This window comes from Geobacillus sp. Manikaran-105, assembly GCF_002809955.1.
Classification (GTDB): domain Bacteria; phylum Bacillota; class Bacilli; order Bacillales; family Anoxybacillaceae; genus Geobacillus; species Geobacillus thermophilus.
In genome coordinates, this window is record NZ_PIJG01000033.1 from 1 (window position 1) to 12,356 (window position 12,356).

The following is a 12,356-nucleotide window of genomic DNA, read 5'->3' on the forward strand; positions in this document are numbered from 1 at the left end:
CGAGCGGACGATGGCAACGAAAGAGGATGTCGCAACGCTGGATGAGCGCATCGGGACCATCGAGCGGACGATGGCAACGAAAGAGGATGTCGCARCGCTGGATGRGCGCATCGGGCAACTCGAAGAGACCGTGGCGGCTAACAGAGACGACATTGCGGCGCTCGACAGCCGGATTGGGCGCATGGAACAAACGATGGCGACAAAGGAAGACGTTGCCGAATTGCCGTTTATTCGCCAAGCTGTCGTGGAAACGTTAGAAACGCTCCGTGAAATTCCGGCAATGAAACAAACCCTCACAGAAACGCAACAAAAAGTCAATGAAGTCATTGCCGGACAAGCCCGGCAAGAGCTCGTGCTTCAATCCCTCGCCTTGCACTTGCTTGAGCATGAAAGCGAAATCCGCGCACTCAAAGCGAAGTAACCAACAAACATCTCGATGTACATCCTCGCTTATAACCGCTTTCCTGGAAAAAACAGGCCGGCTTTGTCCGCGCCTGTTTTTGCATGCCACAACCAAAGGATCCATCAGCTGTTCTTGAAAAAATGGGTGCACCCATGCACTTTCCGCTGTATACTGACCGGCCTGTTGCGCATCCTAATAGAAAAAGAGGAACAGACCGAGGTGTTTGTATGCCGGTTCTTTTATCCGTCGGCACAGCCACGATGCCGTATACGGCCGCCCAAGACGAGGTGAAGCAGCATGTTTCCAGCCTGTTTTCCGGGCGAATGGCGCGCGTCGAGCGGCTTTTGCAAGCGTTTGACAACAGCGGCATCCGCACGCGCCCGGGTACGGCCTGCTTGTCGCCCTTGGCCCGGGCTTTAGCGCGGAGATGGTGCTGCTTCAATGGAGGGAAGGGTGATGCGGTTTGCGTTTATGTTTTGGGCTGTCGTCTTGATGCGCCTAGTGGAGCTCCGCCTCGCGAAACGGAACGAACGGTATGTAAAAGCGCTCGGAGCCCAAGAATTTGGCCGCCGCCATTATCCTTGGATCTTGTTGATGCATGTATCGTTTCTCGTCTCGCTCGTTCTCGAGGCGTTGCGAAAAGGCGCGCGTCCCTCTCGGGGTTGGCCGCTTTTGTTCCCGCTTTTTTTAGCGGTGCAAGGGCTGCGGGTGTGGACGATTTTGTCGCTCGGCCGCTTTTGGAATACGAAAATTTTGATTGTGCCCAACCGCCCTGTTGTAAAAAAAGGGCCGTATCGATGGATCCGCCACCCGAACTATGCCGTTGTCGCGTTGGAGATTGCGTTGCTGCCGCTGTTGTTTCAAGCGCATATGACCGCTCTTTTGTTTTCGCTCCTAAAACGCTCTCATGTTGTCCGTCCGCATCTCGACAGAAGAGAGGGCGTTGGCTGCGCTCACCGATTACCGTGAGGCCTTTTGGTTGCGGCCGCGCTTCGTGCCGCCGCTGCGGGGAGAACGGGCGTGCGTTTCCGGCAGTGCGCAAGCAAAACAAAGACAGCCGGCTGTGAAACGGTCCCATTGACGCCAATGGCTCGCCGGCTGTGGGCCGGGGAAAAACATTCATCCCGCTGAACGAACCGGCGGGATTTTTTTGTTTTCCTATTGGGAAACGGGGCGAAATACAGTAAAATGAATGTAAATGACATTGACGGAAACAAAGGGGTTTTGGTCATGGGGAATATTGTGATCGAGCGGCCGCCATTGCGGCCGTGGCTGGCGAAAATGATGAATATGCACGACCGGCTTCAGCAAGCCGGCGACAACGAAAATGCCGATAAAGTGAAGCAGCTGATCGAAAAAACGGCAGCCGGCGAGCTGGTCATCGCCTTTTGCGGCCATTTTTCCGCCGGAAAATCAAGTTTGATCAACGCGTTGCTCGGCGAGCCGCTGCTGCCGTCGAGTCCGATTCCGACGAGTGCCAATCTTGTGAAAGTGAAAGCCGGTCCGGACTGCGTGCGCGTCTTTTATCATGATGATCCGCCGGTTGAATATGAGCCGCCGTACGATCCGGAGCTGATCCGCGCCCAATGCCGGGACGGGGAGACGATTGAGTGGATCGAAATCAGCCGCGAAACGGGCGCCATCCCCCCGGGAGTAGCCATCTTGGACACGCCGGGCATCGATTCGACCGATGACGCCCACCGGCTGGCCACCGAGTCGGCGCTTCATTTGGCGGACGTCGTCTTTTATGTCATGGATTACAACCATGTACAGGCGGAGCTAAACTTTCAATTTACGAAACAATTAACAGATGAAGGAAAAATCGTGTATTTAGTGGTGAACCAAATCGACAAACATCGCGAGGACGAACTGCCGTTTGCGGCGTTTCGCGCTTCGGCGGCCGAGGCGTTCCGGCGTTGGGGGGTCGAAGCGGCCCGCTTGTTTTTCCTATCATTAAAAGACCCAGCCCATCCAGAGAATGAGTGGCAGGAGTTGACGGCTTGTTTGCGCCGCTTGGTTGCTGACAAAGACGAATGGCTTCTTCGCGGCGCAGAAGCGGGATTGAGGCGGATTGCCGCCCGCCATCTTGAACAGCTTCGCGCGCGGCATGAGCTGCTTGAGCAGGAGTTTAAAGCGCGCCTCGAGGCGCTTGGCGGGGCTGGCAGTGAAGCCGAGGCCATGCAGGAGCTCGGGCGCTTGGAAGCTGAGCTTGCTGATTGGCAAACGGCGCGGGCGCGGGCGGAGGAAGCGTTTCGCGCTGAGCTTGACCGCGTGCTGCAAAATGCCTATTTAATGCCGTTTGAGACGAGGGAGCGGGCGGAAGCGTACTTGCAGGCGATGCAGCCGAATTTCAAAGTGGGCCTGCTGTTTGCAAAGACCAAAACGGAGCAAGAACGCGAGCGGCGGCTTGAGGCGTTTTACGAAAGCGTCAAAGCGCAGGCGGCGGCGCAAATCGAGTGGCATGTCCGCCAGCTTCTTCTCCGGTTCGGGAACGAGTGGCACGCCGACGGCGCCTGGCTCGGCCAGTGCCAGCAATGGACGGCGGATTGGGATCAGACGCTGCTTTCAAGCCTTGTCAGGCAGGGGGCGGAAGCAAGCGGTGCGGCGCTATTAAACTATACGGATGAGGTGGCGATGGCGCTGAAAAAACGATACCGCGACGCGGCGCTCGCCTTGTTTGCCGGGCTCGCGGCGCAAATTGCCGAGCGGGCGGCTGCTCAAGCGAAAGCGCTAGAAGGCCGGCTTTCGGCAGCACGCGAAAAAGCGGAGCTCATCGCCCGCCTTGCCGGCTTGAAAGCGGAAGAGGAGGAGCGCCAACGCGCGCTCGAGCGGTTGATTGCCGCTTCGGGCGATGAGGTTGTGCTCGATGAAGAGCGCCTCGCTGCGCTGACGGCGCCGCCTCATTTCCAGAAAGTGCGCCATGCGCAAGCGGCAGAGCGGCCAGCAACAACGGAACCGGCTGTGAATCATCCCGCCGCCCAAGAGCAAGCGCTCAGTCGGGAAGCGGTGGAAGGAGCGGCAGAAGAGAGCGCGGACGGGCGGCGCGCTTTGGCGGCGAGTGGAAAGCAACGGAGCGATGAGGCGGCTGATCGGCTCGAGGAGGCGGCCGCCTGGCTCGAGCGGACCGATTTGTTGCGCCGGTTCGTCGGCCCGTTGCGCGACAAGGCGCGCCGGCTTCGCGAGCGGGCCTTTACGGTCGCGTTGTTCGGCGCCTTCAGCGCCGGCAAATCGTCGCTGGCCAACGCCTTGCTTGGGGAGCCGCTTTTGCCGTCTTCGCCGAACCCGACGACGGCCGCCATCAGCAAAATCGCTCCGCCCGACCGGGAGCATCCGCACGGAACGGCGGTTGTCAAAGTGAAGGACGAGGCGCAAATATGGGCTGATGTGCAAGCCTCGCTTCGCCAGTTCGGCTGCGAGGCGAAGTCGTGGGATGAAGCGCTCCGCCATTGCGCCCGCCTTGCCGAATCCGGGGCTGAGCGTCCGGCGCAAAAGCCGCATCTCGCCTTTTTGGCGGCTGCCGCCGCCGGATATGAGCGGATGAAAAACCGGTTCGGGACGAGGCTGTCGATCGGATTTGCGGAGCTTGAGGCATATGTCGCCGATGAGGCGGTGTCGTGTTTCCTTGATGAAGTCGTGTTGTATGCCGATTGCCCGCTCACCCGCCAAGGGGTGACGCTTGTCGATACGCCGGGCGTCGATTCATTAAACGCCCGCCATACCGGGGTGGCGTTCCATTATATGAAGCACGCCGATGCGCTGCTGTTTGTCACGTATTACAACCACGCGTTCTCGAAGGCAGACCGGGAGTTTTTGCTGCAGCTCGGGCGCGTCAAAGATGCGTTTTCGCTTGATAAAATGTTTTTCATCATCAATGCGGCTGATTTGGCCCAGTCGAAAGAGGAGCTTGATGCGGTCGTTTCCTATATGAATGGCGAACTCGCTCGCTTTGGCATCCGCTTCCCGCGCCTTTATGCGCTCTCAAGCCGCCTGGCGCTGGCGGAAAAAACGGGGACGAACCCCGGGCCGTGCGGCACCTTGACAGACTCCGGCCTGCCCGCCTTTGAAGCGGACTTTTTCCGCTTTTTGACAGAAGAGCTTGCGGAGGTGGCCGTCCAAAGCGCTTATGCCGAGCTTGGGCGGGCGCGGCAGGCGGCGGCGGAATACGCGCGGGCGGCCGGGCAGAGCGAGGCGGAAAAAGCGGCGAAACGCCAATCGCTTGAAGCGGCGCGTGCACAGATGCACGCCGTGCTCGCCGCCGCCGGCGACGCCTACGGCCGCCAGGCGCTCAGCCAAGAAGCCGACGAGCTTTTGTATTACGTGAAACAGCGCGTCTTCTTCCGCTTGAACGATACGTTCAAAGAGGCGTTCAATCCGGCGGTGCTCCGCGACGACCAAGGCCCGGCGCGTCGGGCGCTCGAGCGTTGCCTCGACGAACTGCTCGCATCGGTCGGCTTTGATTTGGCGCAAGAGCTGCGGGCGACGAGCCTGCGCATCGAATCGTTTTTGCACAAGCGGCTCGCCGAACAGTTTCATCGCCTTTGCGGCGAGCTCCGCCGGTTTGACGAAGCGCTCGCGCTCACGCCGCCGGAGGCGTTCGCCTTCTCGGCGCCGGAGTTTGTCGACGCTCTTGGCGATGTCGACCGGGCGCGGTTTCACAAGGCGCTTTCGTTATATAAAAACGCGAAGTCGTTTTTTGAACGTGATGAAAAACGGCGGATGAAGGAAGAAATCGAAGCGGCGCTCGCCGAACCGGTCGGCCGCTATTTAGCCGAACAAAAAGAGCGGCTGCTTGATGCGTACGCCGGGCAATACGAGGCGGCGATTGCTGCGCTGTCGGCCGCGCTCGCCGATCAAGTCGACAGCTATATGGACGGCTTAATGGCGGCGCTTGCGGAGGCGGCCGACCATGAGGCGCTCAGTCGGATTGAAGCGGCGCTTGGCCGCCTTTTGCCGGAAGAGGGCAAGGGGGCGCGCCGATGAGCCGGTTTCACGCCTGTGCGACATGCGTTCATTACGGCATTGAAAAACGGGACGGCAGGCTGTATACGTATTGCCGCCGGCTCGGCTATGAGACGAAGCCAAACTATCGGTTCAACTGCTGGACGCCAAAACCGAACGTCCGGCGTTTGATGGAAAAAGAAGAAGGAAAGGAAGAATCCCATTGAGCGAAGTACATCACGCCATCACCGCCCATGTCAACAAACAGCACGCCATCTTAAAGCGGTTTGCCGCCCTTGAGCTCGAGCGCGAGCGGCGCATCGATGAGGCGGTTGAACGGTGCCGCCGCGGCGAGCCGTTTACGGTCGAGGCGATCAATGAAGTGACGAAACCAATGAACGAGCTGGCCGCCGGCGGCCTCGTGCCGGCGCGCCGCTATGTAACGCCAGAGATGGTGCGCGACTACGTGCGCCGGCTTGAAGAGAAGTAACGCACACAGCCAAAGCGTTGGCATTGGCTGCCCGGCTGCCGGCCTGTAAGCAGGCCGGGCTGATGAAAACGAAAGAGGGGGGAGAAACAATGGCGTCTCTCGTTTCCCACGAATGGCTGTTGGCGCATTTGTCCGATGAAACCATCCGCATTGTTGATTGCCGGTTTTGGCTTGGCGATCCGGCTAAAGGGGCGTCTCTTTACCGGGAAGACCATATTCCCGGAGCGGTGTATATGGACTTAGAGCGCGACTTGTCGGGCCCGGTCGGAGAGCACGGAGGCCGCCATCCGCTTCCATCAGCCGCCCAAGCGGCGGACGTGTTTAGCCGGGCCGGCATTGACGACACGACGACGGTCATCGCCTACGATGACCAAGACGGGGCCATGGCCGCGCGCTGTTGGTGGCTGCTCCGGTATTTCGGCCATGCGCGCGCATACGTGTTGGATGGCAACTACAGCGAATGGAAACGAAAAGGAAATCCGGTGACGCGCGCCATTTCAGCTGTGCCGCCGCGGCGGTTTCAGCCGCGTCCGGACCGATCATGGCTCGCGACGGTCGAGGATGTGCGAGCCGCCGTTCGCGACCGTGCAGCGGTGCTCATTGATTCCCGCGAGTGGAAGCGGTATGCCGGGTTGGAGGAGCCGATCGACCGCCGGGCCGGCCGCATTCCCGGGGCGGTGCACCGATTTTGGAAAGACGGGGTGACGGAAGGCGGCTACTGGAAAAGCGCGGCTGAACAAGCGGACCGGTTCGCCGGCCTTGACCGCGAAGCCTCCATTATCGTCTATTGCGGCTCCGGCGTCACCGCTTGTCCAAACGTGCTCGCCCTAAAAGAAGCCGGCTACCGCAACGTCCGACTGTATGTCGGCAGCTTCAGCGACTGGATTTCCTATCCCGATCATCCGGTTGAAACGGACCACCCGTCCTCGGACGCCTAGTTTCGAAATTGTTTCGCGCATCGTTTTTCTCCGGCAGCGCATACTATGTGTGAACCGTTGAAACAAAAAGGAGGCGAGTGCATGGGACGGACCAAACTTGGCAACGCCAACGCCCAACGGAACAACAACGCCAAAAAGAAAAACGGCTTCAATGAATGGACGAGCGAGTTTGCTTCGTACGCCGAGGTGGAAGCCGAGAAACTGAAAAACGACCATAAAAACATCCGTTAATGACGAGGGCTCGTCCCTCGTTTTTTCGTCCTTAGACGTCAACGTTGGCAAACACAAACGTATGTGCTATAATGATGGACAGAGCGGCGGAGGGCGCTGGATGGAAGAAAGGGCGCCGGCCGGCAGGGAGGGAAATGCGTGCGGAAATGGTTCGTCGTCCTATTGTTTTTGGCCGTTGCCGGCTATGGTCTTTGGAATGCGATGGCTGCCGGGAACGAACAGGAAACAGACGAAATAGAAAGCGGCCCGGGCATCGGCCAGACGGCCCCTGATTTGACGCTGCCGACGCTTGGCGGCAAAGCCGTCCGGCTGTCTGATTTGCGCGGCAAAGCGGTTGTCCTCAACTTTTGGACGTCGTGGTGTCCGCCGTGCAAAAAGGAAATGCCGGAGCTTGAGGCGTTTTACAAGCAGTACGGCCGCGAAGTCATGTTGCTTGCCGTCCATTTGACGACGCAAGATACGCTCGATAATGCGGAGCGATTTGCGAAAGACAAAAAACTGACGTTGCCCGTCGCCTTGGATGTGCGCGGCGAGGCGCTTCACCGATACCGAATCCAGACGATTCCGACGACGTATATCATCGACCCAAACGGCGTCATCCGGCAAAAAATCATCGGCCCGGTGACCGCCGCGCAACTCGAAAAGAAGACAGCGCTCTTTCGTTGACCGAACAGTTTTGACGGAAGGCGCTTTTTTTCATGGTTCATTATTTTTCGAAAAGTTGTCATAATTTTTATCTTTTTTGGGCATGAATAAGATTACAATATAAATGAGGGGAGGTTGATAGCGATGAGACGATCCCGCAAAATGACTCTCCAAGAATTGATCAGCGAGAACAAACGGCAATTGTTGAACGACCGGGAAGCGCTCGAGAAAATCGAGAAAAAGCTGGAAGAGCGGATGCTCAAGAAAGCAGAATAACCCATGCATAGCGGTCCTCCGGGCGGACAGACTAGATGGCGAGGAGGCGAAGATGATGAGCAATCCGAAAGGAAGCCGCAAACATTTTGTTCCCAACCATATCGGAACACAGCCTCGCGCCGCTGGAGGAAACAAAGGCAAACAAATGCAAGATCAATCCGGCCAGCATGCTCAAGTCATCCAAACGAAGGGTGAGTAGCTGGAAAATCTTGTAAAGGAGGAAGCCTATATGCCGCGTCCGAAACCGGATGACCGCAGCGACAATGTTGAGAAGCTGCAAGAGATGGTGCAAAACACCATTGAAAATATTGAAAAAGCCGAAGAAACGATGCAGTTTGCTTCCCCGGAAGAGCGGGAGAAAATTCGCGAGAAAAACCGCCGCCGCGAAGAAGCGATCACGGCCATGCGCGCGGAAATTAAAGACGAAGCCGCTGCACGGGAGCACGGCTACCAATCATGACAAAGCTGCCCCGATGCGGGCGGCTTTGTTTTTTGGGTTGCCGCTTGAGCGGCCGGACGGACAAATGGTAACATAAAGGAGAAGCCCGGCAAAAAATGGAGGGAGAACGAACATGAAAGTGGCAGAAAAACAAATTGAAGTGCGTTATGCGGAAACAGACCAAATGGGCGTCGTCTACCACGCGAACTATTTAGTTTGGATGGAAGTCGGGCGTACGGAATTGATCAAACAGCTTGGCTTTCATTATGCCGACATGGAGAAAGAAGGCATCATTTCGCCTGTTGTCGATTTGCAAGTGTCGTACAAAAAGCCGCTTCGTTATGGGGAAACGGCGACCGTCCGCACATGGATTGACGCTTACGACGGCATCCGCGTCACGTACGGCTACGAAATTGTTGCCCCGGACGGCGAGGTGGCCGTGACCGGCAAATCGCAGCACGTTTGCGTCAAGCGCGATACGTTTCGGCCGATCGTCATCCGCAAATATTTTCCCGAGTGGCATGAAGCGTATGAGCGGGCGAAACGATAAAGGGGAGCGGTGCGATGGCGTTTGGCATTCGCCGGCAGGAGCTTGCGGCATGGAAAGAAAAAGTGAAGCGCGGCGAAATCGCCTTTTTGACCCATTATTGGCATGATGAACGGTTTCCGCACTGCACGACGGTGACGAAAGTCGGCTGCGCCGATGTCGAAAAACTTGCCGCCTGGGGGAGGCAATACGGGCTGAAGGAAGAGTGGATGGACCGGCGCAACGAGTTTCCGCATTTCGATTTGCTTGGGGAGACGCAGGTGCGCATTTTGCGGCAAGAAGGCCGGCTTCATGAGCTGGAACGATTCACGAAACGGGGGAAGAAGGAGTCATGATCGATTTGGCTGCTGTAAAAGAAATGGCGAAACATACGTTAATCGAGACGCTCGGCATCGATATCATCGAGCTTGGCGAAGGGCGCGTCGTGGCGACGATGCCGGTCGACCATCGCACGCATCAGCCGGCCGGGCTGTTGCACGGCGGAGCGTCGGTTGCCTTGGCTGAGACGGTGGCGAGCATCGGGTCGTACGTGCTGGTTGATTCGAAGACGGAACAAGTCGTCGGCCTGGAAATTAACGCCAACCATGTCCGCCCCGTCCGCAGCGGGACGGTGACAGCGACGGGAACGGTGCTGCACCGCGGCCGGACAACGATGGTTTGGGATGTGCGCATCACCGATGAACAAGGGCGGCTTGTTTCCATTTCCCGCTGCACGATCGCCATTATTCGAAAAAGCTAGCGTCACGGCTAGCTTTTTTCGCTGGTTAATGGAGCAAAAACACCGGTTCGCCGCTTTTTTCGTCCAAATCAACCGTCAAATCGCGGCCGTCAAAATACCATTGGTCGCTGTCTTCGACAAAAAACGTCACGCCGTCAACCGTTGTCTGCGCCGCTGGCTCTCCTGCCGGCTCGTCTTTCGCCATGCCGAGCGAAAACCCTTTTTGCACGGTGCTGCATCCCCCGTAGCGGGCGAAAAAGCGGATCGCATCGCCTGGCTTCAGCCCGAGCTCCCGCTTGTACCAATCAAACGCTTTTTTGGTAATGATGATGTTCATGGCTTCCCCTCCTCACTTGTATATTATAAGCGAATGGAAAACAGCCGGTAAAATGATTGTGTGAACATTGGCTGACAATTTCAGGACAAAGCGTTTCCACAAAGTGGCGTCGTCCTCCTCCGGAGCAGCTTGAGTAAAATGGCGGCTGGCGGCAAACAGTAAAGGCAAAGGGGGTGAGGACGGTGGGCAAAAAACGGATGTTCCCGCTCAGCTACGAATCGGATGGCGTGATGGGAAAAACGGGCAAACCACAACCGCACCGTTCGGACCGCCGGCAAACAGACAAACAATCGCCTGACTTTTTCAACACGACGCCGTCAAGCGAATAACGGGCCGCGGCAGGCAATGGTTGAACATGGCGCCGCTTTCTTGAATAAAGTAGCCAGTAGGCTGCTTTTTTTCATGGCAACTACTATACAAACAGGCCGGTCCGCGTTATCATTACTTGAGGGACATCTTTTTCGAAAGGAGTGGCGTTTTCGTATATGAGTAGTTCGAGCCCGAACGAACCGGAACCGGAATATAGCGGGGAACGCGGCCTGTTCCTTTTTCCGCCCGCTGCTCATTATACGAAAACGGGCTCCGGACGGAAAGGAAGAGGCGCCGCCTTCCTCGCATGAAAAGGAGGAAGGATGCCAGATGATGAAAATGTATTTGTCCGATGCGAGCGGCAAAATGCGCGAAATTGACCGGATCGAAAACGGCTGCTGGATCAATCTCGTCGCTCCGACCGAGGACGAAATTCGCTACATCGCCCACCATTTGGACATTCCGATCGATTCGATCAAAGACGCGTTGGATGATGAGGAGCGGTCGCGCGTCGAAAAGGAAGACAACCATGTGCTCATTATCGTCGACATTCCGATTGTCGCCCATGATGAAGTGGACGGCCCGATTTACGAGACGATTCCGATCGGCATGATCATTACGAACACGTGTTTTATTACGGTTTGTTTGCAGGAGAATCCGATTTTTGAAGAATTCTCCAAAAACAAAATCAAAAACTTTTACACGTTTATGAAGACGCGGTTTGCGTTGCAAATGCTGTACATGATTTCCACGTATTATTTGCGCTACTTGAAGCAAATCAACCGGCGGACGAGCGAAATTGAAAAAGAGCTGCACCAGTCGATGAAAAACAAAGAGCTGTTTTCGCTCCTTAGCATGGAAAAAAGCTTAGTCTACTTTATGACGTCGCTCAAGGCGAACAACATCGTCATGGAGCGGCTTATGCGCCTCAACTATTTGCGCATGTACGAAGATGACCAAGATTTGCTGCAAGACGTCATTATTGAAAACAAGCAGGCGATTGAAATGGCTGAAGTATACAGCAGCATTTTAAGCGGCATGATGGATGCGTTCGCTTCGGTCATCTCGAACAACTTAAACATTGTGATGAAGTTTTTGACCGCCATTACGATCGTCATTTCGCTGCCGACGATGGTGGCGAGCTTCTACGGTATGAACGTACCGATTCCGTACCAACACTCTCCGTACGCCTTTTTGATCGCGATGGCGCTCGCCGGTTCACTGTCAGCGGCGACGGCGTACATCTTTTGGAAAAAGCGATACTTTTGACGGCCGGCGGAACAACGGCTGCCCTATTGTTCGGGCAGCCGTTTTTGCGTTCTTGCCGCCACTCCGCCGGAGAGGATAAACTTCATCGCCTCTTCCGGCGCCATGTCGATGACTTCAACTTGTTCTTTTGGAACGAGGAGCGTCAGCCCCGCAACTTGAAACGTCTGCGGAACATAGACGGCCACATAATCGGCCAGCGGATCGTGCCAGGCGCCGACGTCATCCATCGTAATGAAGCCGAGGCATTTCCAGCCGCTTTCCGGCAGCGTGACGAGCACGACTTTGGAAAACGACCGTTTTTCCCCGATCAAAGAGGCGATCGTATCTTTGGCGACCGAATAAACGGTTTTCATGAAGGGAATGCTTTCAAGCAACCGGTCGATCAGTCGAATGAGGCGGCCGCTCACGTATTGCGTCGACAGCCAGCCGCAGACCGTGATGAGCGCAACCGTTGCGAGCAAACCAAGGCCGGGGACGTAGCGGCCGTCCAGGTGCGGGCGGACGTATTGACCGAGCAATCCGTCCAAAACGGTGAATACTTTGTAGCACACATAGACCGCTACGAAAATCGGCACGATCGTCAACATGCCGTTTAGGAAATTTTTGGCCAAAAAGCGCATCCGTTTGCTCCCCTTTCCTTCATTCTCTTTGGCGCGGAGCTCCCCACTTCGATCGACGGAAACAAGCGGGAAGCTGCTCCTTTCCTACCATACCAGTTTTTCTTTTTGCCGACAACGCTTTTAAAATCTCGAACATTTATAAGTGCAAACGGTAAAAAAGTTCGTATTTTACCTTGACGAACCGCCTCGTATTCCG

The 12,356-nt window shown here is 56.4% G+C and carries 16 protein-coding genes and 2 pseudogenes; 16 read left to right on the plus strand and 2 right to left on the minus strand.

What is annotated here, in order from left to right:
* From CV945_RS10890 to CV945_RS10955, 14 genes and pseudogenes are all read left to right on the plus strand, one after another.
* Window positions 1-421, plus strand: a pseudogene (locus CV945_RS10890) (hypothetical protein); the annotation flags it as partial.
* A 423-nt stretch (window positions 422-844) separates the two neighbouring features.
* A pseudogene (locus CV945_RS10900) lies at window positions 845-1,484 on the plus strand (isoprenylcysteine carboxyl methyltransferase family protein).
* Window positions 1,485-1,633: 149 nt separating this feature from the next.
* On the plus strand, window positions 1,634-5,383 hold the full coding sequence (locus CV945_RS10905) for a dynamin family protein (protein WP_100659753.1): 3,750 nt from the start codon (window positions 1,634-1,636) through the stop codon (window positions 5,381-5,383).
* On the plus strand, window positions 5,380-5,568 hold the full coding sequence (locus CV945_RS10910) for a hypothetical protein (protein WP_033009225.1): 189 nt from the start codon (window positions 5,380-5,382) through the stop codon (window positions 5,566-5,568). Before CV945_RS10905 ends, CV945_RS10910 begins: the two co-directional genes overlap by 4 nt.
* The gene (locus CV945_RS10915; protein WP_100659754.1) at window positions 5,565-5,831 is read left to right on the plus strand and encodes a YpbS family protein; all 267 of its coding nucleotides are present in this window, start codon (window positions 5,565-5,567) and stop codon (window positions 5,829-5,831) included. Before CV945_RS10910 ends, CV945_RS10915 begins: the two co-directional genes overlap by 4 nt.
* Window positions 5,832-5,920: 89 nt before the next feature.
* A complete protein-coding gene (locus tag CV945_RS10920; RefSeq protein ID WP_033009220.1) occupies window positions 5,921-6,769 on the plus strand; it encodes a sulfurtransferase in 849 nt (282 codons plus the stop codon).
* Window positions 6,770-6,850: 81 nt separating this feature from the next.
* On the plus strand, window positions 6,851-7,000 hold the full coding sequence (locus CV945_RS17265) for a hypothetical protein (protein WP_015374731.1): 150 nt from the start codon (window positions 6,851-6,853) through the stop codon (window positions 6,998-7,000).
* A gap of 138 nt (window positions 7,001-7,138) precedes the next feature.
* Complete coding sequence (locus CV945_RS10925; RefSeq protein ID WP_100659755.1) at window positions 7,139-7,666, plus strand: TlpA family protein disulfide reductase; 528 nt, start codon at window positions 7,139-7,141, stop codon at window positions 7,664-7,666.
* A gap of 123 nt (window positions 7,667-7,789) precedes the next feature.
* Window positions 7,790-7,921, plus strand: a complete 132-nt coding sequence (locus tag CV945_RS10930; RefSeq protein WP_011231055.1) for an FbpB family small basic protein — start codon at window positions 7,790-7,792, stop codon at window positions 7,919-7,921.
* A gap of 55 nt (window positions 7,922-7,976) precedes the next feature.
* Window positions 7,977-8,120 (plus strand): acid-soluble spore protein N, encoded by a 144-nt coding sequence (locus tag CV945_RS10935; RefSeq protein WP_011231056.1) that lies wholly within the window; start codon window positions 7,977-7,979, stop codon window positions 8,118-8,120.
* A gap of 30 nt (window positions 8,121-8,150) precedes the next feature.
* Window positions 8,151-8,381: a small acid-soluble spore protein Tlp gene (gene tlp / locus CV945_RS10940; protein ID WP_100659756.1), complete on the plus strand. Its 231-nt coding sequence runs from the start codon at window positions 8,151-8,153 to the stop codon at window positions 8,379-8,381.
* 112 nt (window positions 8,382-8,493) lie between these two features.
* The gene (locus CV945_RS10945; RefSeq protein ID WP_033009217.1) at window positions 8,494-8,910 is read left to right on the plus strand and encodes an acyl-CoA thioesterase; all 417 of its coding nucleotides are present in this window, start codon (window positions 8,494-8,496) and stop codon (window positions 8,908-8,910) included.
* A 14-nt stretch (window positions 8,911-8,924) separates the two neighbouring features.
* Window positions 8,925-9,242, plus strand: coding sequence for a hypothetical protein (locus CV945_RS10950; protein WP_033009216.1), 318 nt, complete (start codon window positions 8,925-8,927; stop codon window positions 9,240-9,242).
* Window positions 9,239-9,646 (plus strand): hotdog fold thioesterase, encoded by a 408-nt coding sequence (locus CV945_RS10955; protein ID WP_033009215.1) that lies wholly within the window; start codon window positions 9,239-9,241, stop codon window positions 9,644-9,646. Before CV945_RS10950 ends, CV945_RS10955 begins: the two co-directional genes overlap by 4 nt.
* A 25-nt stretch (window positions 9,647-9,671) precedes the next feature.
* Here the strand turns inward: CV945_RS10955 and CV945_RS10960 are convergent, their stop codons facing one another.
* Entirely contained in the window at window positions 9,672-9,962 is a 291-nt protein-coding gene (locus CV945_RS10960) for a HesB/YadR/YfhF family protein (RefSeq protein WP_033009213.1), read from the minus strand.
* A gap of 182 nt (window positions 9,963-10,144) precedes the next feature.
* Between CV945_RS10960 and CV945_RS17270 the strand changes: the two genes are divergently transcribed.
* Window positions 10,145-10,291 carry a hypothetical protein gene (locus CV945_RS17270; RefSeq protein ID WP_167438907.1) on the plus strand — a complete coding sequence of 49 codons (147 nt, stop codon included), beginning with the start codon at window positions 10,145-10,147 and terminating at the stop codon, window positions 10,289-10,291.
* A 310-nt stretch (window positions 10,292-10,601) separates the two neighbouring features.
* Window positions 10,602-11,540: a magnesium transporter CorA family protein gene (locus CV945_RS10965; protein WP_033009211.1), complete on the plus strand. Its 939-nt coding sequence runs from the start codon at window positions 10,602-10,604 to the stop codon at window positions 11,538-11,540.
* 23 nt (window positions 11,541-11,563) lie between these two features.
* On the opposite strand, the gene CV945_RS10970 is transcribed toward CV945_RS10965, so the two are convergent.
* On the minus strand, window positions 11,564-12,160 hold the full coding sequence (locus CV945_RS10970) for a DUF502 domain-containing protein (protein ID WP_033009208.1): 597 nt from the start codon (window positions 12,158-12,160) through the stop codon (window positions 11,564-11,566).
* Between the last annotated feature and the right edge of the window lie 196 nt (window positions 12,161-12,356).

Excerpts from the sequence above, each read along its gene's own strand:
- CV945_RS10920 (WP_033009220.1), top strand. The coding sequence starts at position 5,921 with ATGGCGTCTCTCGTTTCCCACGAATGGCTGTTGGCGCATTTGTCCGAT.
- CV945_RS10910 (WP_033009225.1), top strand. The coding sequence starts at position 5,380 with ATGAGCCGGTTTCACGCCTGTGCGACATGCGTTCATTACGGCATTGAA.
- tlp (WP_100659756.1), top strand. The coding sequence starts at position 8,151 with ATGCCGCGTCCGAAACCGGATGACCGCAGCGACAATGTTGAGAAGCTG.
- CV945_RS10945 (WP_033009217.1), top strand. The coding sequence starts at position 8,494 with ATGAAAGTGGCAGAAAAACAAATTGAAGTGCGTTATGCGGAAACAGAC.
- CV945_RS10950 (WP_033009216.1), top strand. The coding sequence starts at position 8,925 with ATGGCGTTTGGCATTCGCCGGCAGGAGCTTGCGGCATGGAAAGAAAAA.
- CV945_RS17265 (WP_015374731.1), top strand. The coding sequence starts at position 6,851 with ATGGGACGGACCAAACTTGGCAACGCCAACGCCCAACGGAACAACAAC.
- CV945_RS10955 (WP_033009215.1), top strand. The coding sequence starts at position 9,239 with ATGATCGATTTGGCTGCTGTAAAAGAAATGGCGAAACATACGTTAATC.
- CV945_RS10965 (WP_033009211.1), top strand. The coding sequence starts at position 10,602 with ATGATGAAAATGTATTTGTCCGATGCGAGCGGCAAAATGCGCGAAATT.
- CV945_RS10905 (WP_100659753.1), top strand. The coding sequence starts at position 1,634 with ATGGGGAATATTGTGATCGAGCGGCCGCCATTGCGGCCGTGGCTGGCG.
- CV945_RS10930 (WP_011231055.1), top strand. The coding sequence starts at position 7,790 with ATGAGACGATCCCGCAAAATGACTCTCCAAGAATTGATCAGCGAGAAC.
- CV945_RS10935 (WP_011231056.1), top strand. The coding sequence starts at position 7,977 with ATGAGCAATCCGAAAGGAAGCCGCAAACATTTTGTTCCCAACCATATC.
- CV945_RS10960 (WP_033009213.1), bottom strand. The coding sequence starts at position 9,962 with ATGAACATCATCATTACCAAAAAAGCGTTTGATTGGTACAAGCGGGAG.
- CV945_RS10970 (WP_033009208.1), bottom strand. The coding sequence starts at position 12,160 with ATGCGCTTTTTGGCCAAAAATTTCCTAAACGGCATGTTGACGATCGTG.